Genomic DNA, 19961 nt, shown 5'->3' on the forward strand with positions numbered 1-19961 from the left:
ATCAGCTCAGCAATCGTCGGCGCGAAACGCATCGCGCAACCAGTTCAGCCGTGGGGATTCCGGGTCGCCATCGGCCTCGACCACATCGAAACGGCACGGGCCGTCGGCATAACGGGGGTGGCGCAGCAGGAACATCTGCGCGGCGCGTACCAGCTTGCGCTGCTTGCGCCAGTCGACCGAAGCGGCGCCGCCACCGAAGCGGTCATCGTGGCGGTAGCGCACCTCCACGAATACCAGGGTGTCGCCGTCCAACATCACCAGGTCGATCTCGCCGAGGCGGTAACTGGCGTTGGCGGCAACCGGACGCAAGCCCGATTGCTGCAAGTGGTCGCGGGCAGCGGCTTCCACCGCGGCACCGCGCTGGCGCCGGTCAGTAACGGTTGCCATTGCCCAGCGATACGACCACCCCGCCACTGAAGGTCAGCCAGGCAGGAACGCGCTGGACATTGCCGGAGGCATCGATGCTGAGCGCACCGGTGGCGCCGGCGACGTAGGCATCGGCCGATTGCGACAGGCGGTCCAGATAGACGGTGAGCAGCCAGGCGTCATAGCCGAAGGCGAACAGGCGAGCGCCGCCGCCGCGTGCGGTCGACACGGTTTGCGCGGCACTGGCCGCAGACGGCAGGCCGGGCACGTGACCGCCGCTGGTCCAGGTGCCGCCGGGGAACGCGATGCCATCCAGGACCCGGTCCTGGTCCGCCTCGCCGGTGTCGGAAATCAATTGCGACGTTGCCACGATTGGCTTTCCCGCCAGCCCGGCCATGGCCAGCCTCGGCACCAGCTCGCGTGCCGCACTGCCGCGAAGGGCAAGGAAAATCGCGTCGACACCGCCTTCTTTCTGCACAAACGGCGTCAGGTCGGCGATGCCGGCACTGAGCACATCCGTCACCACCACGCCTTGTCCGGCCAGCCGCTCGCGCAGCGCCTCGACCGCGCGGCGTGCCTGGTCGTCGCTATCGGCCACCACCAGGACGCGTTTCGCGCCGCGCTTGACCAGCAGGTCGGCGGCGGCGATGCCCTCGTCCTCCGGTGACAGCGAGAAGCTGGCATTGCCGGCCGGCGGTGCGACCTGGCCCTGGTTGAGCGCCAGCAGCGGTACCGGCAACGCTCCACGACGGAACACGGCATCGACACCGGTGCGCGACAACGGCCCGACCACGAAATCGTTGCCTGCCGCCACGGCCTGGTCATAGGCCGCCACCGCGCCACCGGCGGTGCCGTGGGTATCGTAGAACGCCACTTCCGGCCGGCGCCGGGATTCGGCGTAGTAACCGGCGAGGAAACCGTCGCGCACCGGTGCGGCGGCGGCCGAGATGTCGCCCGACAAAGGCAGCAATACGCCCAGTTTCACCGGCGGCCGGTAGCCATCGCGAGCGTCGGCCGGGGGGCGATTGCCCGCATCGAACCGCCAGCGGGCGCGGTCCAATGGCCTTGGCAGGGCCAGTCCGCGCTGGAGCAGCGCGCGGGCAAGATGACTGTAGAGCGGGTCGCCGACCGGCAGCGCGGCGGCTTGGCGGGCAAGGGTGTCGTCATCCAGTTGCGCCAACAGCGCGTCGATCTGCTGGTTGTCGGCTCCGGACTGCAGCAACTCGCTGGCCTGCGTGACCAGTGGATGCTGGGCGCCCTGGCCGGTCCGGGGTGAGGTTGGGGACATGGAGACGCAGCCGCCCAGCAGGACGATGGCGGTTATCAGCGCGAACAGCCAGGTGCGCCGGGGACGTCGGAGGTGTGTGCTCATCGGCATGCGCTCGCCGCGATGCGGCGTTCCAGTGGGGACCTTGATGATTCTACCGGCCATGCCGGGAGGTGGTGCAAAGGCGCCGTCGTGCTTACCATCGTCCCGATGCACAAAGTCGCTCCGATGCACAAACTTGGCACCCTGCACGTCGTCGCCACCCCGATCGGTAACCTGGGTGATATTTCCGCACGTGCGCTGGAGGTGCTGGGGCAGGTCGATGCGATCTGCGCCGAGGACACCCGGCATACCCGCCAGTTGTTGTCGCACTTCGGGCTGGAACGGCCATTGCTGGCGCTGCACCAGCACAACGAGGAGGCGCAGGCGGATCAGTTGGTCGCCCGGCTGCAGGCCGGTGAATCGCTGGCGCTGGTATCGGATGCAGGCACTCCGCTGGTCAGCGATCCGGGCTTCCGTCTGGTTCGCGCCGCGCGTGCGGCCGGGGTGCGGGTGTCGCCGCTGCCCGGTGCCTGCGCGGCGATCGCGGCGTTGAGCGTGGCCGGGATTGCTTCGGACCGGTTCGCGTTCGAGGGGTTCCTGCCGGCCAAGGGTGGCGCGCGCCGCGAGCGGTTGGCGCGGTTGGCGGCGGAGACACGCACGCTGATCTTCTACGAGTCCGCGCACCGCATCGAGGAATCGCTGGTCGACTTCGTTGCCGCGTTCGGTGCCGGGCGTCCGGCGGTGCTGGCGCGTGAGTTGACCAAGTTGTTCGAGACGGTGCTCGATGGCGACCTGGCGGCGTTGCTGGCGGCGGTGCAAGCCGATGCGAACCAGCGCAAGGGCGAGTTCGTACTGGTCGTGGAGGGACTGGGCGACGACGCCGAGGCGAAGCTGATCGAGGGCCGGCGGCTGTACCTGAAACTGTCCGAACACCTGCCACCGTCGACCGCAGCCAAGCTGGCCGCCGACCTGAGCGGCGCGTCGCGCAAGGCGTTGTATGGGGCGACGGGTTCGGATTGATCGCCGCACAAGGGCAAGGGCAACAGCAACAGCAACAGCAACGGCAACAGCAACGGCGGTGGAGTGGGTGGGCTTCGGTGGGGCGCCGCCCTGTCCGGGCATTGCTACTCGGTTCGGGTGGCCATCCATGGCCACACTCACCGCCGTGCGCCATCCATGGCGCACTCTCCGCAATGCCCGGACAGGACGCCGCACGGGGGCTCGAATGTCGCGGCCTTGTTTCAGTGAGAGCGGGTTGGTCTTAGACGATCCGCGCGAAGCGACTCCCCGCTGTAGATATCGAGTCGGACAAAAACACACTCTCGTGGATGTAGCGAAACGCCACCGAGGCGCGCTCCTCGCCTTTCCCGAAGTCAGCGAAGTCCGGCAGGAGGTGGACGGCGGGGGGATTGCGGCCCGCCTCAGGGCAGGGTGAGTGCAGGCAGCTTGCGCGGCACTGCCGCGCGCCTGTGCGAACGCCCGGCGCGCTGCGCCGGGCCGGACCGCGGAGCGGCCCTGATGAAGGGCTGGAGCAATCCCCCCGCCGGCCGCCTCCTGCACGCCGAACCATAACGAGGCCGCTCTTGCCTCTGAACACAACACCGCCCGAGCATCAAGCAATCCCCCCGCAACCGTCGCGCAACCGCTAAACTGCGCGTGGCGGAGTCGGCCAGACAGTCGCGTCATCGCAGCGGGTTTACCCGCGGCGGTGCCGAGGAAAGTCCGGGCTCCACAGGGCACGGTGCCAGGTAACTCCTGGGCGGCGCGAGCCGACGGAAAGTGCAACAGAGAGTAGACCGCCGAACGGTCCTTCGGGATGCGTGGCAAGGGTGAAACGGTGCGGTAAGAGCGCACCGCGAGTCTGGCAACAGACCGGCATGGCAAACCCCACCGGGAGCAAGACCAAATAGGGACCTAATGGCGCTGCCCGCGTCGGGTCCGGGTAGGTTGCTCGAGCGTATCGGTGACGATGCGCCTAGAGGAATGACTGTCCACGACAGAACCCGGCTTATCGGCCGGCTCCGCCACTTTTTCCCACACCACGCCGCTTCCGCGGCGCACATAACGCTGCAGGCGCGCCCTGCGGTGGCCGGCAGGGTCGGTTTCCTGAACCGAATTTCACATATGCCCTAAACCCGTCAGTCTCAAAATGTGAGACGAAACAAGGGTTAGTGGGTAACTCTTGACCAAGACTATGAAGTGTCGCGCAAGCCATTGATCCGACAGGCGAAATACGCCGGGAATTTTGTTGACAACCCTATGGGTGGTGCATAAGGTGGTCATCAGAGGGAAAACCGGGTTTTTTGTGGTTTTCGATGGTTGCAACCGGGTTCCAGCCCCGGTTGTCCGACAGGCGAACCGTCCGCAGAGGCGGGCCAACGCGAAGGTGTGCAATGTTCCAGGGCGAGACCGCCATCACTATTGACGACAAAGGCCGATTGGCGATTCCCACCGCCCATCGGGATCTTGTTGCGCGTGATTGTGGCAACCGGTTGGTCGTCACCTACAACCCGTTCGAGTCCGGCTGCCTGTATCTGTATCCGGTAGCGATATGGGAGCGCATCAGCAAAGAGGTCAACAAGCTGCCCAGGGCCAAGAAGGTCAATCGCTCCATGCAGCTCAAACTGGTCGGCGCGGCAAGCTTCGTGGAGCTGGATGGCAATGGCCGCATCACCATTCCGGCCAGCCACCGTGCCGCGGTGGGAATCGAGCGAAAGGCCATCTTGTTGGGGATGGATGAGAAGTTCGAGTTGTGGAGCGAGCAGGCGCATCACGCACAGATCCATCAGACGATTTCTGATGACGATCTGAGTGACGAGCTGCTCGACCTGCAGCTATGACGGGCGGTGGCATGGAGCGCGCAGCGACTTCCGGCCACCTTCCCGTGATGTATCGACAGGCGCTGGATGGCCTGCAGGTGCGTGGGAATGGCACTTACCTGGATGGCACGTTCGGTCGTGGAGGTCACGCGCGCGGTGTGCTTGAACGGCTGGGGCCGGCCGGACGGCTGCTGTTGATGGACAAGGACCCCGATGCGATCGCGGTCGCCGAGCGCGATTTTGGCGACGACCCGCGGGTGGCGATCTTCCGTGGCAGCTTCGCCGACATGGCGCATTGGGACGCGACCGGTGCGGGCGCGGCTCTGGACGATGGTGCCCTGGACGGCATCCTCCTCGATCTGGGCGTCTCATCGCCGCAGCTGGATGTCGCCGAGCGTGGTTTCAGTTTCAGCAAGGATGGGCCGCTGGACATGCGCATGGACCCCGATACCGGCCTGAGCGCGGCGCAATGGCTGGCCATGGCCGATGAGCGCGAGATCGCCGACGTGCTGTGGACCCATGGCGAGGAACGCCAGTCGCGCAAGATCGCGCGCGTCATCGTCGCCCGGCGTGAGGAACAACCGATCCTCCGCACCGCCCAACTGGCCGAGCTGATCGCCTCGGTGATGCCGCGCGGCAAGGACAAGATCCATCCCGCCACCCGCAGCTTCCAGGCGATCCGCATCTTCATCAACCGCGAGCTGGCCGACCTGGAGACCGGGCTGGACGCGGCGCTGGCGCGGCTGAAGCCCGGTGGCCGGCTGGTGGTGATCAGCTTCCATTCGCTGGAAGACCGGATCGTCAAGCAGTTCATCAACCGCCACGCCAAGGCCCCGCCTGGCAACCGGCGCATGCCGGAGGTCGAGTTCACGCCGGTCCTGCTGGCGATCGGCGGCGCCCGGAAAGCCGAGGTTGACGAAACTTCGGCCAACCCACGTGCGCGCTCGGCGGTGTTGCGCGTGGCCGAGAAACTTCCCGTGCAGGAGGCCGCATGACGCTGCGCCTGCTGCTGATCGTCCTGGTGGTCGCCAACCTGGTGTCGGCCCTTGCGGTGGTGCATGCGCGTCATCGCCACCGGGTGCTGTTCGTCCAGCTCAGCCAGTTGGAGAAGGCGCGCGACGAGCTCGATATCGATTTTGGCCGCCTGCAACTGGAGCAGGCGACCTGGGCCGAGAGCAACCGCATCGACCAGATTGCGCGTGACCGGCTGGGGATGAAGCTCCCCGAAGGCGCGGAAATCGTGGTGATCCGGCCATGAGGGGCAATGGCCGGCGCGCGCGTGGTGCGCAGTCGTCGCGTGAGCGTTCCCGCTGGGCCTGGTTGCAGGCCTACCTCGGTCGCGGCGATGGCGCCGCCACCCGTGGTCGAATGCACTACAACGTCCGCAAGCGCATGGCGCTGGTGGGCGGCACGCTTGGTTTGTGTTCGGTCGCGCTGGTGGGCCGCGCGCTTGATGTCCAGGTGTTCAACAACGATTTCTACGTCCGCCAGGGCGACGCGCGCGCGCTGCGCGAGATCCCCATTGCCACCTCGCGCGGCATGATCACCGACCGCAATGGCGAACCGCTGGCGGTGTCGACGCCGGTCGAGTCGGTATGGGCCAACCCGCAGGAGCTGTTGCAATACCCCGATCGGATTCCCGAGCTGGCCAAGGCGCTGGGCGTGCCGGCCGACGAACTGGCACGCAAGCTCAGCCAGCGTGCGGACAAGGAGTTCATGTACCTGCAGCGCCGGATCAATCCGAGCCGGGCGCGCCAGATCCTGGGCCACGAGATCCCCGGCGTGTTCTCGCAGCGCGAGTTCCGTCGCTTCTACCCCCAGGGCGAGGCGATGGCGCATGTGCTGGGCTTCACCAATATCGATGACCGCGGCCAGGAAGGCCTGGAGCTGGCATTCGACGACTGGCTGAGTGGCACGCCGGGCTCCAAGCGGGTGATCCGCGATGGCCAGGGCCGGATCATCGAGAACGTCGACCTGATCCGGCCGGCACAGCCCGGCCATGACCTGACCCTGACCATCGACCGCAGGATCCAGTACCTGGCGTTCCGTGAGTTGCGCCGGGGAATCGAACAGGCGAGGGCGTCAGCCGGCTCGGTGGTGATCCTGGATGTGGATACCGGCGAGGTGCTGGCAATGGCCAACCTGCCCAGCTACAACCCCAATCAGCTGGACGGCGGACGTGGTGATGCGCGCCGCAACCGTGCCGTTACCGACGTGGTGGAGCCGGGCTCGACGATGAAGCCGATCACCATCGCCGCGGCGCTGTCCAGCGGCAGGGTCACCCCGACCACCATCGTCGACACCTCGCCGGGTTACATGCGCAACGGCCGCTACACCATCAACGACTATCGCAACTACGGCGCGCTGACGGTCACCGGCGTGCTGACCAAAAGCTCCAACGTGGGCGCGGCCAAGCTGGCGCTGGCGATGCCGGACGACTACTTCTACAACGTCATCCACCGCTTTGGTTACGGCACCAAGCCCGGCAGCGGCTTTCCCGGCGAGGCGTCCGGCCTGCTGGCCGCGCCCCGGCAGTGGAGCGGCACGACCAAGGCGACCATGTCCTACGGCTATGGGCTTTCGGCGACCCCGTTGCAGATCGCGGTCGCCTATGCGGCGCTGGCCAATGGCGGCCGGGTGATCGCACCGACTTTCGTCAAGGGCCAGCGCAATGAATCGGAGCAGGCGGTCAAGCCGGAGATCGCGCATCAGGTGCTGAGGGCGATGCAGACGGTGACCGAGACCGGCGGCACCGCGACCAACGCCGCAATCCTCGGTTACCACGTCGCTGGCAAGACCGGCACCTCGCGCAAGTTCAGCGCCAGCGGCGGGTACTCGGACGAGTACGTGGCGTTGTTCGCCGGCGTGGTGCCGGTCGAGCATCCCCGCTTCGCGATGGTGGTGATCATCGATGAGCCCGATGCCAGCGCCGGCCATGGTTATGGTGGCGGCGCGACTGCGGCGCCAGTGTTCAAGCGGGTGATGGAAGGCGCTTTGCGGCTGATGGACGTGCCACCAGACGACATCGAGACCTGGCTGGCCGCGCAATCGGCGGCGCGCGCCAAGCGACTGAAGGCCAATGGTGGCAAGCCGGCCGAGGATGCGCCGGTATTGCCCGACCCCACCGCGACCGTCGCCTCGCAGTCCGACTTGCCCGACCCGGTGGATGTGTCGGCGACATCGTCGGCAGTGTCATCACGCCAGGGAGGCGCACGGTGACCGTCGCTCGTACACCTCGCCGCATGCCGCCTCGCCGCATGCCGCCTCGTAGCATGCCGCTGGCCGAGCTGCTGCCGGACGTCGCCGGTATCGCGCCGGACCGGATCATCAATGGCCTGGTCCAGGACAGCCGGGCGATCAGGCCCGGTGACGCTTTCGTGGCGATCGGCGGCTTCGGCACCCATGGCTTGAAGTTTGTCGAGCAGGCGCGGGCGGCCAAGGCCGGCGCGATCCTGTTCGAGCCGCCGGCATCCGAAGCCATCCCGGCGCCCGCCGATGCGATTGCGGTGCCGGGCCTGCGTGCGCGGATGGGCGCGATGGCCGACCAGTTCCACGACCGTCCAAGTGCCGGCATGGACATGGTTGGCGTCACCGGCACCAACGGCAAGACCTCCGTCGTGCAGTTGCTCGCCCAGGCCTGGGAGCTGCTCGGCCGGCGCGGCGCCAGCATCGGCACCCTGGGGGTTGGCATCGGTGGGCGGGTCATCCCGACTGGATTCACCACACCGCTGGTGCTGCAGGTGCATGCGCTGCTGGCAGAACTGCACGACGCCGGTGCGCAGGCGGTGGCGATGGAAGTCAGCTCGCACGCGCTCGACCAGGGCCGCGTGGATGCGGTGCATTTCGATGTGGCGGTGTTCACCAACCTCAGCCGTGACCATCTCGACTATCACGGCGACATGGCGACGTATGGCGCCGCCAAGGCGCTCTTGTTTGCCTGGCCGGGATTGCGTGCCGCGGTGATCAACCTGGACGACGCCCACGGTCGGGTGATGCATGAGGTCCGGGCGTCCGGGCTGCGGGGCATCGGCTTGAGTTCCCGCGGCAATTCCGATGCGATGGTGCAGGCGCAGGCCTTGCAACTGGACAACGCCGGGATTGCATTCGAGCTGGCCATGCGCACGCCAACCGGCGATGAACACCACCCGGTGCGTTCACCGCTGCTGGGTCGGTTCAACGTCGACAACCTGCTGGCCGTCGCCGGCGCCTTGCTCGCGTTGGGCGAGCAGCCGGCCACCATTGCCGGCACCTTGTCCCGGCTGCAGCCGGTCCACGGGCGGATGAACCGGCTCGGTGGCACGGCCGGCCAGCCGTTGGTGGTGATCGACTATGCCCACACACCGGACGCGCTGGAGCAGGCGCTGGTTTCGTTGCAGGCGCACGCCGCGGCGCGCCTGGTCTGCGTGTTTGGCTGCGGCGGTGAACGCGACCGCGGCAAGCGGCCGCAAATGGCGGCCATTGCCCAGGCGCATGCCGACGTGGTGATCGTCACCGACGACAACCCGCGCAATGAGGACGGCGATGCGATCGTCGCCGAGATCATGGCCGGTTTTGCCAACCCCGGCGCCGTCATCGTGCAGCGCGACCGCGCCGCAGCGATCGCGCGGGCAGTGGGCGAGGCCGGGCCGGACGACATCGTGCTGGTGGCGGGAAAAGGTCACGAGCCGTACCAGGAAGTCGCCGGCGTGCGACACGCTTTCGACGACACTCTGGTGGCGCGGGCTGCACTGGAGGATCGGTCATGAAGCGCCTCCAGCTGTCCGATATCGCACGCATGAGCGGGGGGCGGTTGCAGGGCGACGACCTTGCAATCGACGCGATCGTCACCGACACCCGGGCGTTGCCGGCGACGGGAGCCAACCTGTTTGTCGCCCTCAAGGGCGAGCACTTCGACGGCCACGATCACCTGGCCGCTGCGGCGTCGAATGCCATCGCCGCGGCGCTGGTGTCGCGCCCGGTCGATGTGGCCATCCCGCAGGTGTTGGTCGCAGACACCGAGCGCGCGCTGGGTGAACTGGCGGGCGCCCTGCAACGTGCCCGCAGTACCCGAGTGGTGGCTATCACCGGCAGCAACGGCAAGACCAGCGTCAAGGCTCTGTTGCTGGAGATCCTGAAGCGGGCCGGTTCGACCCATGCCAACCCGGGCAACCACAACAACGAGATTGGCCTGCCGCTGGCGGTGATCGACGCGCCGGACGATGCGCAGTTCGCGATCTACGAAATGGGCGCCGGCAAGCCCGGCGACATCGCCTACCTGGCCGCAATCGCCCGTCCCGACGTCGCCCTGGTCAACAACGTTGCCCCCGCCCACCTGGAGCGGATGGGCAGCCTGCTTGGCGTGGCCGACACCAAGGCGGCGATCTACGATGCGCTGCCACTGGATGGGGTGGCGGTGATCAACGCCGACGATGCTTTTGCACCGTATTTTTCCGAGCGCGCGCACGGGCGCCGGTTGATCCGTTTCGGCCTTGATGCCAGCGCCGATATCAGCGCCCGAGACATTGCGGTGAACGCGGCAGGTTCGCACTTCACCCTGGTCGCCCCCGACGGTGAGGTGGCGATCACGCTGGCGCTGCACGGACGCCACAACGTGAGCAACGCATTGGCCGCCGCGTCGCTGGCGATCGGCCTGGGTGTGTCCATGAAACTGGTCGCCCAGGGCCTGGACGCCGCGGAGCCGGTTGCCGGGCGGCTGGTCACCCACGGCCTCGACAACAACGCGGTGCTGATCGACGACAGCTACAACGCCAACCCCGGTTCATTGGCCGCCGCCATCGACACGCTGGCAGAAGCGCCTGGCGAGGGTTGGCTGGTGCTGGGCGACATGCGTGAGCTGGGCGTCGACGCCGAAGCCATGCACGCCCAGGCCGGACGACATGCAAGGGCGGCCGGCATCAAACGTGTGTTCGCGCTTGGCCAACTGAGTGCCGCGGCAGCGCGCGCATTTGGCGACGGCGGTGACGAGTACCCGAATCACGACGCGCTGGCCACGGCATTGCGGCGCGCGTTGGCGCAGGCCGCCGCGGCAAGACCGACCGCAACGCCGATCCGCTTGCTGGTGAAAGGTTCGCGCGGCAGCGCGATGGACAAGATCGTGACCGCGTTGCTGTCTGGACAACGCCCAGAAGGTCCGGAGGACAACATAGATGCTGCTTGAACTGGCACGTTGGCTGGAACAGTTGGACAGCCTGTTCGGGTTGTTCAACTACCTGACCTTCCGCGGCATCCTGAGCGCGCTCACCGCGTTGGCCCTGTCGTTGTGGTGGGGCCCGGCGGTGATCCGCAAACTGGCCATGTACAAGGGTGGCCAGCCGATCCGCACCGACGGGCCCAAGTCGCATTTCTCCAAGGCCGGCACCCCGACCATGGGCGGCGGGCTGATCCTGTTGACCGTGCTGGCCTCGGTATTGCTGTGGGGCGACTTGCGCAACCGCTACGTCTGGGTCGTGCTGGCGGTGATGGTCGCGTTCGGCGCGATCGGCTGGTACGACGACTGGATGAAGATCGTCAAGCGCGATCCCAATGGCATGAAATCGCGCTGGAAATACCTGTTGCAATCGATCTTCGGACTGGCGGCAGGCGTGTTCCTCTACCTGACCGCCGACGTGCCTGCGGCGACCACGTTCTACATCCCGATGTTCAAGTCGCTGGCCTTCCCGATGGGAGCCGGGCTGATCGTGGTCGCGTACTTCTGGATCGTCGGCTTCTCCAATGCGGTCAACCTGACCGACGGGCTGGACGGCCTGGCGATCATGCCGACCGTGCTGGTCGCCTGTGCGCTGGGCGTGTTCGCGTACGCCTCGGGCAACGCGGTGTTCTCCGAATACCTGCAGATCCCGCCGGTGCCCGGGGCCGGCGAGCTGGTGATCATCTGTGCGGCAATCGCCGGGGCCGGGCTCGGATTCCTGTGGTTCAACACCTACCCGGCGATGGTGTTCATGGGCGATGTCGGCGCGCTGGCGCTGGGCGCGGTGCTGGGGACGGTCGCGATCATCGTCCGCCAGGAGCTGGTGCTGGTGATCATGGGCGGCGTGTTCGTGATCGAGACGCTGTCGGTGATGATCCAGGTCGCCTCGTTCAAGCTCACCGGCAAGCGCGTGTTCAAGATGGCGCCGATCCACCACCACTTCGAGCTCAAGGGCTGGCCGGAACCACGCGTGATCGTGCGCTTCTGGATCATCTCGGTGGTGCTGGTGCTGGTTGGCCTGGCGACGTTGAAGGTGCGCTGATGAACGACACCACGCACCAGGCAACACGCCTCGACGCGATCAGCGGTCACTACGACCGCTGGCTGATCGGGCTGGTGTGCGCGCTTGCGTGCCTGGGCGTGGTGATGGTCGGTTCCAGCTCCATTGCGATCGCGATCGACTACGGCGTTGGCCCGTTCCACTACCTGGTCCGGCACGTTGCCTTCCTCGGTATCGGCGCGGGGCTGGGGCTGTGGCTGATGCGCACTGAGCTGAAGACGGTCGAGAACCTCAATCAATGGTTGCTGCTGGCCTGTTTCGGCCTGCTGGTCGCGGTGTTCATTCCCGGTATCGGCAACGAGGTCAACGGCGCCAGCCGCTGGATCAACCTGCGGGTATCAAGCTTCCAGGCAGTCGAGGCGGTCAAGCTGCTCTACATCATCTGGCTGGCCAGCTATCTCAAGCGTTACAGCGATGAAGTAACCGCCACCTGGACCGCGATGCTGAAGCCGCTCGGCGTGGCGTTGCTGATGGTGGTGCTGTTGATCTTCCAGCCCGACTTCGGCTCGCTGGCGCTGATCCTGGCAATTACCGGCGGCATGCTGGTGCTGGGCGGGGTCAACATGCCGCGGATGTTCGGCCCGGTGCTGGTGTTGCTGCCGGCGCTGGCAGTGGTCGCGATCGCTGAACCCTACCGCGTGCGTCGGCTGACCTCGTTCCTGGACCCGTGGGCGGATCCGTTCAACTCCGGCTACCAGCTGACCAATGCCTTGATGGCGGTAGGTCGCGGTGAATGGTTCGGCGTCGGCCTTGGCGGCTCGGTGCAGAAGCTGTCGTACCTGCCGGAAGCCCACACCGACTTCATCCTCGCGGTGATCGGGGAGGAGCTCGGCTTCGTCGGCGTCTGCACCGTGATTGCCCTGTACGCCTTGCTGGTCGGCCGGGCATTGTGGCTGGGCCTGAAGTGCGTGGAGATGCGCCGCCATTTCTCCGGCTACTGCGCATTCGGTATTGCGTTGTGGATCGGCCTGCAAAGCTTTGTCTCGATCGGCGTCAACCTGGGTCTGTTGCCGACCAAAGGGCTGACGTTGCCGCTGGTCTCCTCGGGTGGCTCCAGCGTGTTGATGACCTGCGCAGCCATGGGCCTGCTGTTGCGGGTGTCCTATGAACTCGATCGCGCCGAGCGCCAGGTCGCGCGCCTGCGCGGCGAGAAGGAGAGCGCCGTGACGGCGGACGGTTCCGAGCTGTCGACCAGCAGCGCCCGCGCGCCCGCATCGGTACCGGTTGGCGAAGTCACGGCCAACACCGCTCGCGGCACCAGCCGCCTGCGCGGTCGCGTCGAGCCGACCTTCGGAGGCCTGGCATGAACGCGGCCCTGCAATCGCATCCAGTGATGATCCTTGCCGGCGGCACCGGTGGGCATATCTTCCCGGGCCTGGCTGTGGCGCGGGAACTGCTTGATCGCGGTGTGCCGGTGACCTGGCTGGGCGCGGAGGGCGGAATGGAGACGCGCCTGGTGCCGGAGCACGGTATCCAGATCGACACCATCGCGGTGCGCGGTGTCCGCGGCAAGGGACTGCGCACCTTGCTGGGCGCGCCATACAAGGTGGCCGGCGCCGTGCGTGCGGCCGCCGCCGTGCTGCGTGCGCGCAAGCCGCAGGTGGTGATCAGTTTTGGTGGCTACGCGGCGGGTCCGGGTGGCCTCGCCGCCAGGTTGGCCGGCGTGCCGTTGCTGGTGCATGAGCAGAACCGCGCGCCGGGCATGACCAACCGGGTATTGGCCCGGCTGGCAGCGGGCGTGATGACCGGCTTTCCCGATACGTTCGCCAACGAGGTGGTCGTGGGCAATCCGGTGCGCGCCGAGATTGCCGCGGTGGCCGGCCCGGAGCATCGCTTTGCCGGTCGCCAGGGGCCATTGCGGCTGCTGGTGCTGGGCGGCAGCCAGGGCGCGCGTGCCCTCAACGATGCGGTGCCCCAGGCGCTGGGCCGGGTTCGCGAGCGGATCCAGTTCGACGTCCGCCACCAGTGCGGAGCGCAGCAACAGACCGATGCCGAGCGCCGGTACGCCGATGCCGGGATCGCCGCCAGCGTCGAGCCGTTCATCGCCGACATGGCCGACGCCTACGGCTGGGCCGACCTGGTGGTATGCCGCGCCGGTGCTTTGACCCTGGCCGAGCTGTGCGCGGTTGGCGTGGGCAGTGTGCTGGTGCCGTTCCCGCAGGCGGTCGACGACCACCAGACCCGCAACGCGCAATACCTGGTCGACCGCGGCGCGGCGCAACTACTGCCGCAAGGCACGGCTGATGACCTGGCCGCGCGCCTGGCGGACACCCTGCAGGGTCTTGCCGATCGCGCGGAGCTGTTGCGCCTGGCTCAGGCCGCACGCGCACTGGCCCGCCTCGATGCCGCGGCGCGGGTCGCGGACATCGTGCTGCAACACACCAATCCTGCCTCCCCATCTTCCCAACAGGAGCCCGCTGCATGAGCACTACCGTGCGCCGCCGCCTGCAACACAGCGGCGATCTCGCCCAAGCCTTTCCGCGGGTTCATTTCATCGGCATCGGCGGCACCGGCATGAGCGGTATCGCCGAGGTGATGAGCACCCTGGGCTATCAGGTGTCGGGCTCGGACCAGGCCGACAACGCCGTCACCCGTCGGCTTACCGGTCTGGGCATTGCCGTGCACCGCGGTCATGCCGCGGCGAACGTGCTGGGCACTGATTGCGTGGTGGTGTCCAGCGCGATCAAGACTGACAACCCGGAATTGCTGGAAGCGCGCGCGCAGCGCATCCCGGTGGTGCCGCGTGCGGAGATGCTGGCCGAGTTGATGCGCTTCAAGCGCGGAATCGCCGTCGCCGGCACCCATGGCAAGACCACCACCACCTCGCTGACCGCTAGTGTGCTGGCCGAAGGCGGGATCGACCCGACCTTCGTGATCGGTGGTCAGCTGCTTGCCGCCGGCGCCAACGCCCGGCTGGGCAGCGGCGACTGGCTGGTGGCCGAGGCCGACGAGAGCGACGGCAGTTTCCTGCGCCTGAGCCCGCAGATCGCGGTGGTCACCAACATCGACGCGGATCACCTGGAGAACTACGGCGGCGACTTCGCCAACGTCCAGGCCGCATTCGGCGAGTTCATGCTGCGGCTGCCGTTCTACGGCCTGGCGGTGTTGTGCATCGACGACCCGGAAGTCGCCGCGCTGGCCGAGCGCACCCCGCGCCACGTGATGACCTACGGCTTGTCCGCCGATGCCGACGTGCGCGCCGAAGACGTCACCCAGCAGGGCGCGCGGATGCACTTTGACCTGTGCCTGCCCGACGGCGCGCGCTGTCCGGTGACCCTGGCAATGCCCGGCGAGCACAACGTGCTCAACGCCCTGGCCGCGGCGACGGTGGGCTGGCAACTGGGCGTGGAACCCAGCGCGATCAGCCGCGCACTGGAGGGTTTCGCCGGGATTGGCCGACGCTTCAACCTGCTTTCCCAGACGTCGCTGTCCAAGGGCGGCATGGTCACCGTGGTCGATGACTACGGGCACCACCCGCGGGAGCTGGAAGCGGTGTTTGCCGCCGCCCGCGGCGGTTGGCCGGACAAACGGTTGGTGGTCGCGTTCCAGCCGCATCGCCACAGCCGCACCCGGGACCTGTTCGATGAGTTCGCGGCGGTGTTGTCCAGCGTCGACGCGCTGGTGCTGACCGAGGTCTACGCCGCCGGCGAGCAGCCGATTGCCGGTGCCGACGAGAAGGCATTGGCGCGCGCGATCCGTGCACGCGGCCGGGTCGACCCGGTGGTGGTGGGCGCCGCGCACGAGCTGCCCGGCGTGCTGGATGACGTGCTCGAGGACGGCGACCTGTTGTTGCTGATGGGCGCCGGCGACATCGGCCAGGCCGCCCAGCAGATCGCGACCCACGGGTTTGTCAACGCCGAGCCCGCCGATGAAAAGGAGGGCCAGCCATGACTGCCGCATTGCCCCCGCCGCGGGTAACCAATCCTGCCGACTTTGGCCGCGTCGCGGTATTGATGGGCGGCACCAGCGCCGAGCGCGAGGTCTCGCTGGACTCCGGCCGCAACGTGCTGGAAGCCCTGCAGGCCCGCGGCGTCAACGCGTTCGCGATCGACGGCATCCCGGCACTGGTCGACGCGGTGCGCAACGGCCGGGTCGACCGGGTATTCAACATCCTGCACGGCAACAAGGGCGGTGGCGAGGACGGCGTACTGCAGGGCCTGCTGGAAGCGCTTGGCGTGCCCTGCACCGGCTCCGACGTGCTCGGTTCGGCGTTGAGCATGGACAAGATCCGCACCAAACAGGTCTGGCTCAGTTCCGGCCTGCCCACCCCGCGTTACCAGTGTCTGGCCGAAGGCGCCGGACGTAGCCGCGAGGATGTGCGCCGCGCCGCGCGCGAACTCGGCCTGCCGGTCATCATCAAGCCGTCCAGCGAAGGCTCCAGCGTCGGCATCTCGCGCGTGCTGGACGAAGCCGGACTGGACGATGCGGTGGCGCTGGCGGCGCGTTACCCGGGCGAGCTGCTGATGGAGCAGATGGTGGTCGGCGACGAGCTGACGGTCGGCATCCTTGGCCACGGCAGTACCCATTACGCGCTGCCGTCGATCCGCATCGTGCCCAAGGGCGAGTGGTACGACTACAACGCCAAATACGTGGCCGATGACACCCAGTATCTGTGTCCCGGCCTGGAGGGCGACGCCGAAGAAGAGATTCGCCGGATTGCACTGGCCGCCTTTGAAGCCGCCGGCTGCCATGGCTGGGGGCGGGTGGATGTCATGCGCGACCGCAGCACCGGCGCGTTCCACCTGCTGGAGGTGAATACCGCGCCGGGGATGACCAGCCACTCGCTGGTGCCCAAGGCGGCCGGCCAGGTCGGGATCGACTTCGAAGACCTGTGCTGGCGCGTGCTGGAGTCATCGATGCAGGAGGGCTCGCACCGGTGAATGCGCTGCTGCGCCTGCTGGGTTGGCTGCTCGCGGTAGCACTGGTCGTGCTGCCGGTCGCGGCCGTGCTCAACGGCTGGGTGGGCGCGGACCAGTGGCCGCTGACCAAGCTGCGCGCGACCGGCCAGTTCGAGCGCGTGGACGAGGCGCTGCTGCGCCAGACCGTACTGCCGTATGCGCGCCAGGGGTTCTTCGCGGTGCGCCTTGATGATGCGCGCGCCGCGATTGCCGCGTTGCCGTGGGTCGAGCACGCCGAGGTCCGCAAGCGCTGGCCGGACGTGCTGGAAGTGCAGGTGATCGAGCACGTGCCGTATGCGCGATGGGGCGAGGACCAACTGCTGTCCGAGCATGGCCGGTTGTTCCCGGCCGCCGGCGTCGAAATACCCGAGGGCCTGCCGCAACTGGATGGTCCCGAGTCCCGGATCAAGGACGTGGTGGCGCTCTACAACGAGTCGCGCAGCTTGTTCAGCCCGATCGGGCTGGACGTCCGGGTGGTCCTGCTGGACCCGCGCGGCAGCTGGACCCTGGGTCTGGGCAACGGCGCCCAGGTGGTGCTCGGTCGCAACCAGGCCCATGCCCGGATCGAACGCTTCGTACGTCTGATGCCACAGCTGCTCGGGCAACAGGAGCAGGCACTGGTCCGCGCCGACCTTCGTTACACCAATGGCTTCGCATTGACCTGGGCCGCGAGCAACCAATCAACCCCGCGCGACCCGGCCGCGGACAAGCAGGGAAATACATGAATCGCAAGGGTGACAAATCATTGATCGTCGGCCTGGACATCGGCACCTCCAAGGTGGTCGCGCTGGTGGGCGAGTACACCCCCGGATACAGCGGACCGGACAACCCGATCGAGGTGATCGGTATTGGATCCCACGAATCGCGTGGGCTGCGCCGCGGCGTGGTGGTCGATATCGAGTCGACCGTGCAGTCGATCCAGCGCGCGATCGAGGAAGCCGAGCTGATGGCCGGCTGCGAGATCCGCTCGGTGTATGCATCGATCTCCGGCAGCCACGTGCAGTGCCGCAATTCGCAGGGCATCGCGCCGATCCGTGACGGTGAAGTCACCTTCGGCGACCTGGACCGGGTGCTGGAAGCCGCCAAGGCGGTAGCTATCCCGGCCGACCAGCGGATCCTGCACGCCATCCCGCGCGACTACGTGCTCGATGATTCGCAGGAAGGCATCCGCAATCCGGTCGGGATGACCGGCGTGCGCCTGGAAGTGCATGCCCACCTGGTGGTCTGCGCGCAATCGGCCGCGGCCAACGTCAGCAAGTGCGTGCAGCGCTGCGGATTGCAGGTGGACAACCTGATCCTGGGGGTACTGGCATCCAGCAACGCGGTGCTGACCAGTGACGAGCGCGAGCTGGGCGTGGTGCTGGTCGACATCGGCGCCGGCACCACCGACATCGCGGTGTTCGTGCAGGGCGCGATCGCCCACTCGGCCAGCCTCGGCATCGCCGGCGACAAGGTCACCGAAGACATCGCCCACATGCTGCGGACCCCGACCCCGGATGCGGAGCAGATCAAGGTTCGCTACGCCTGTGCGCTGGCCCAGATGGCCACGGCCGAGGAGTCCATCCAGGTGCCATCGGTGGGCGACCGCCCGCCGCGCCGGATGCCGCGGGCGTCGCTGGCCCAGGCGGTGCAGGCGCGCTACGAGGAAATCTTCGAGATGGTCCAGGCCGAACTGCGCCGCAGCGGTTTCGAGCAGCACGTCCGGGCCGGCATGGTCCTGACCGGCGGCGCCGCAAAGATGGAAGGCGTGGTCGAGCTGGCCGAGGAAATGCTGCAGATGCCGGTTCGCGTCGGCATCCCGCAACACGTCACCGGCTTGGGCGAGGTGGTCGGCAACCCCGTACATGCCACTGGCGTCGGCCTGCTGCTGATGGGCAGCCAGATCGAAAACCCGCGCCGGCCGGTAATCAATACCGGCCGGGCCGGATCCATTTTCAACAAGCTCAAGGACTGGTATCGCGGCCAGTTCTGAGTTCCCCCGCAAGACGCAGTACCACGCGACACCCAGCACTACATAACTAGACCAACGAGGACACGGACATGGCGCACTTTGAACTGGTAGAAAACATGGCCCCCAATGCGATCATCAAGGTGATCGGCGTCGGGGGTGGCGGCGGCAACGCGGTTGCCCACATGGTCAGCAACAACGTCGATGGGGTGGAGTTCATCACCGCCAACACCGACTCGCAGGCAATCAAGAACTGCGGCGCGAAGCTGCAGCTGCAACTTGGCACCAACGTCACCAAGGGCCTGGGCGCAGGCGCGAACCCGGAGGTCGGTCGCCAGGCCGCACTGGAAGACCGCGAGCGGCTGATGGACGCGATGGAGGGCGCCGACATGGTGTTCATCACCGCCGGCATGGGCGGCGGCACCGGCACCGGCGCGGCCCCCGTGGTCGCACAACTGGCCAAGGAGATGGGCATCCTGACCGTCGCGGTGGTGACCAAACCGTTCCCGTTTGAAGGTCGCCGCCGCATGCAGGTAGCACTCAAGGGCATCGAGGAGCTCAGCCATCATGTCGACTCGCTGATCACCATCCCCAACGAGAAGCTGATCACCGTGCTCGGCCGCAACGCGACCATGATCCAGGCCTTCCGTGCCGCCAACGACGTGCTGTTGGGCGCCGTGCAGGGCATTGCCGACCTGATCGTGCGTCCCGGCCTGATCAACGTCGACTTCGCCGACGTGCGTACCGTGATGTCCGAGATGGGCCTGGCGATGATGGGCAGCGGCTCCGCCCGCGGCGACGACCGTGCGCAGGCCGCGGCCGAGGCGGCGGTGCAGAACCCGCTGCTGGACGACGTCAACCTGCAGGGCGCCAACGGCATCCTGGTCAACATCACCGCCGGTCCGGATTTCACCATGGCCGAGTTCGACGAAGTCGGCCGCACCGTGGAGGCGTTTGCGTCCGAGGATGCGACCGTGGTCATCGGTACCGTGCTGGACCCGGACATGCAGGACGAGGTCCGTGTCACCGTGGTCGCGACCGGCCTGAACCGCGCGGTCGTGCGCCAGGCCCGTCCGGGCGAGGGCAACCGTCCGCCGATCCAGCTGGTCCGCAACGCCACGACCGGCGAGCCGGAATTCCCGATGGACGACGCGATTGCACCGGCGATGCCGAGTTTCGGCGGCAGTTTGCGCGGCAGCAGCAGCGCCGCCTCGTCCGAGATGCCGTCTTCGGCTCCGGCCGCGGCGGAGTTCGGCAACGACACCAACTATCTGGATATCCCGGCATTCCTGCGCCGGCAGGCAGATTGATCACGTTGATTGATCGGGCTTGTTAACCCGGTAATGCTTGAACAATTGTCGTCATCCCCGCGTC

Annotated in this window: 17 protein-coding genes and 1 other RNA gene; 16 read left to right on the top strand and 2 right to left on the bottom strand. The window is 67.3% G+C overall.

Annotated features, from left to right (window positions below):
- Positions 1-6 precede the first annotated feature (6 nt).
- Positions 7-387 (bottom strand): YraN family protein, encoded by a 381-nt coding sequence (locus ACW7G1_RS03225; protein ID WP_456978319.1) that lies wholly within the window; start codon positions 385-387, stop codon positions 7-9.
- Positions 371-1738 carry a penicillin-binding protein activator gene (locus tag ACW7G1_RS03230; protein WP_456978320.1) on the bottom strand — a complete coding sequence of 456 codons (1368 nt, stop codon included), beginning with the start codon at positions 1736-1738 and terminating at the stop codon, positions 371-373. Before ACW7G1_RS03230 ends, ACW7G1_RS03225 begins: the two co-directional genes overlap by 17 nt.
- Before the next feature lie 123 nt (positions 1739-1861).
- Between ACW7G1_RS03230 and rsmI the strand changes: the two genes are divergently transcribed.
- The 16 genes from rsmI (at position 1862) to ftsZ (ending at position 19897) form a co-directional block, all read left to right on the top strand.
- On the top strand, positions 1862-2695 hold the full coding sequence (rsmI, locus tag ACW7G1_RS03235) for a 16S rRNA (cytidine(1402)-2'-O)-methyltransferase (protein WP_456978828.1): 834 nt from the start codon (positions 1862-1864) through the stop codon (positions 2693-2695).
- Between the two features lie 641 nt (positions 2696-3336).
- Positions 3337-3702: RNase P RNA component class A (rnpB, locus tag ACW7G1_RS03240), an RNA gene on the top strand.
- A 366-nt stretch (positions 3703-4068) separates the two neighbouring features.
- The gene (mraZ, locus tag ACW7G1_RS03245) at positions 4069-4515 is read left to right on the top strand and encodes a division/cell wall cluster transcriptional repressor MraZ (protein ID WP_456962379.1); all 447 of its coding nucleotides are present in this window, start codon (positions 4069-4071) and stop codon (positions 4513-4515) included.
- Between the two features lie 11 nt (positions 4516-4526).
- Positions 4527-5489 (top strand): 16S rRNA (cytosine(1402)-N(4))-methyltransferase RsmH, encoded by a 963-nt coding sequence (rsmH, locus tag ACW7G1_RS03250; protein WP_456978322.1) that lies wholly within the window; start codon positions 4527-4529, stop codon positions 5487-5489.
- Positions 5486-5752 (top strand): cell division protein FtsL, encoded by a 267-nt coding sequence (ftsL, locus tag ACW7G1_RS03255; RefSeq protein ID WP_456962377.1) that lies wholly within the window; start codon positions 5486-5488, stop codon positions 5750-5752. The genes rsmH and ftsL overlap by 4 nt, the downstream gene beginning before the upstream one ends.
- 110 nt (positions 5753-5862) lie before the next feature.
- Positions 5863-7713: a peptidoglycan D,D-transpeptidase FtsI family protein gene (locus ACW7G1_RS03260; RefSeq protein ID WP_456978829.1), complete on the top strand. Its 1851-nt coding sequence runs from the start codon at positions 5863-5865 to the stop codon at positions 7711-7713.
- A 53-nt stretch (positions 7714-7766) separates the two neighbouring features.
- Complete coding sequence (locus ACW7G1_RS03265; RefSeq protein ID WP_456978830.1) at positions 7767-9239, top strand: UDP-N-acetylmuramoyl-L-alanyl-D-glutamate--2,6-diaminopimelate ligase; 1473 nt, start codon at positions 7767-7769, stop codon at positions 9237-9239.
- Positions 9236-10651: a UDP-N-acetylmuramoyl-tripeptide--D-alanyl-D-alanine ligase gene (locus tag ACW7G1_RS03270; RefSeq protein ID WP_456978323.1), complete on the top strand. Its 1416-nt coding sequence runs from the start codon at positions 9236-9238 to the stop codon at positions 10649-10651. Before ACW7G1_RS03265 ends, ACW7G1_RS03270 begins: the two co-directional genes overlap by 4 nt.
- A complete protein-coding gene (mraY, locus tag ACW7G1_RS03275) occupies positions 10641-11723 on the top strand; it encodes a phospho-N-acetylmuramoyl-pentapeptide-transferase (protein ID WP_456978324.1) in 1083 nt (360 codons plus the stop codon). Before ACW7G1_RS03270 ends, mraY begins: the two co-directional genes overlap by 11 nt.
- A complete protein-coding gene (ftsW, locus tag ACW7G1_RS03280; protein ID WP_456978325.1) occupies positions 11723-13048 on the top strand; it encodes a putative lipid II flippase FtsW in 1326 nt (441 codons plus the stop codon). Before mraY ends, ftsW begins: the two co-directional genes overlap by 1 nt.
- Positions 13045-14166, top strand: a complete 1122-nt coding sequence (murG, locus tag ACW7G1_RS03285) for an undecaprenyldiphospho-muramoylpentapeptide beta-N-acetylglucosaminyltransferase (protein ID WP_456978326.1) — start codon at positions 13045-13047, stop codon at positions 14164-14166. The genes ftsW and murG overlap by 4 nt, the downstream gene beginning before the upstream one ends.
- An 8-nt stretch (positions 14167-14174) precedes the next feature.
- A complete protein-coding gene (gene murC, locus ACW7G1_RS03290; protein WP_456978831.1) occupies positions 14175-15632 on the top strand; it encodes a UDP-N-acetylmuramate--L-alanine ligase in 1458 nt (485 codons plus the stop codon).
- Positions 15629-16621: a D-alanine--D-alanine ligase gene (locus ACW7G1_RS03295; protein WP_456978327.1), complete on the top strand. Its 993-nt coding sequence runs from the start codon at positions 15629-15631 to the stop codon at positions 16619-16621. The genes murC and ACW7G1_RS03295 overlap by 4 nt, the downstream gene beginning before the upstream one ends.
- Entirely contained in the window at positions 16618-17364 is a 747-nt protein-coding gene (locus ACW7G1_RS03300) for a cell division protein FtsQ/DivIB (protein WP_456978328.1), read from the top strand. The genes ACW7G1_RS03295 and ACW7G1_RS03300 overlap by 4 nt, the downstream gene beginning before the upstream one ends.
- A complete protein-coding gene (gene ftsA / locus ACW7G1_RS03305; RefSeq protein ID WP_456962370.1) occupies positions 17361-18611 on the top strand; it encodes a cell division protein FtsA in 1251 nt (416 codons plus the stop codon). The genes ACW7G1_RS03300 and ftsA overlap by 4 nt, the downstream gene beginning before the upstream one ends.
- A gap of 68 nt (positions 18612-18679) precedes the next feature.
- Positions 18680-19897, top strand: a complete 1218-nt coding sequence (gene ftsZ / locus ACW7G1_RS03310; RefSeq protein ID WP_456978329.1) for a cell division protein FtsZ — start codon at positions 18680-18682, stop codon at positions 19895-19897.
- Positions 19898-19961 lie beyond the last annotated feature (64 nt).

The organism is Lysobacter sp. A378 (assembly GCF_054052125.1).

Bases quoted from the DNA above. Each gene is read 5' to 3' on its own strand.
- ACW7G1_RS03270 (WP_456978323.1), top strand. From the start codon at position 9,236: ATGAAGCGCCTCCAGCTGTCCGATATCGCACGCATGAGCGGGGGGCGG.
- ACW7G1_RS03260 (WP_456978829.1), top strand. From the start codon at position 5,863: ATGCACTACAACGTCCGCAAGCGCATGGCGCTGGTGGGCGGCACGCTT.
- ACW7G1_RS03225 (WP_456978319.1), bottom strand. From the start codon at position 387: ATGGCAACCGTTACTGACCGGCGCCAGCGCGGTGCCGCGGTGGAAGCC.
- murG (WP_456978326.1), top strand. From the start codon at position 13,045: ATGAACGCGGCCCTGCAATCGCATCCAGTGATGATCCTTGCCGGCGGC.
- ftsZ (WP_456978329.1), top strand. From the start codon at position 18,680: ATGGCGCACTTTGAACTGGTAGAAAACATGGCCCCCAATGCGATCATC.
- mraZ (WP_456962379.1), top strand. From the start codon at position 4,069: ATGTTCCAGGGCGAGACCGCCATCACTATTGACGACAAAGGCCGATTG.
- mraY (WP_456978324.1), top strand. From the start codon at position 10,641: ATGCTGCTTGAACTGGCACGTTGGCTGGAACAGTTGGACAGCCTGTTC.
- ftsW (WP_456978325.1), top strand. From the start codon at position 11,723: ATGAACGACACCACGCACCAGGCAACACGCCTCGACGCGATCAGCGGT.
- ACW7G1_RS03295 (WP_456978327.1), top strand. From the start codon at position 15,629: ATGACTGCCGCATTGCCCCCGCCGCGGGTAACCAATCCTGCCGACTTT.
- ACW7G1_RS03265 (WP_456978830.1), top strand. From the start codon at position 7,767: ATGCCGCTGGCCGAGCTGCTGCCGGACGTCGCCGGTATCGCGCCGGAC.
- rsmH (WP_456978322.1), top strand. From the start codon at position 4,527: ATGGAGCGCGCAGCGACTTCCGGCCACCTTCCCGTGATGTATCGACAG.
- ACW7G1_RS03230 (WP_456978320.1), bottom strand. From the start codon at position 1,738: ATGAGCACACACCTCCGACGTCCCCGGCGCACCTGGCTGTTCGCGCTG.
- ftsL (WP_456962377.1), top strand. From the start codon at position 5,486: ATGACGCTGCGCCTGCTGCTGATCGTCCTGGTGGTCGCCAACCTGGTG.
- rsmI (WP_456978828.1), top strand. From the start codon at position 1,862: ATGCACAAACTTGGCACCCTGCACGTCGTCGCCACCCCGATCGGTAAC.
- ftsA (WP_456962370.1), top strand. From the start codon at position 17,361: ATGAATCGCAAGGGTGACAAATCATTGATCGTCGGCCTGGACATCGGC.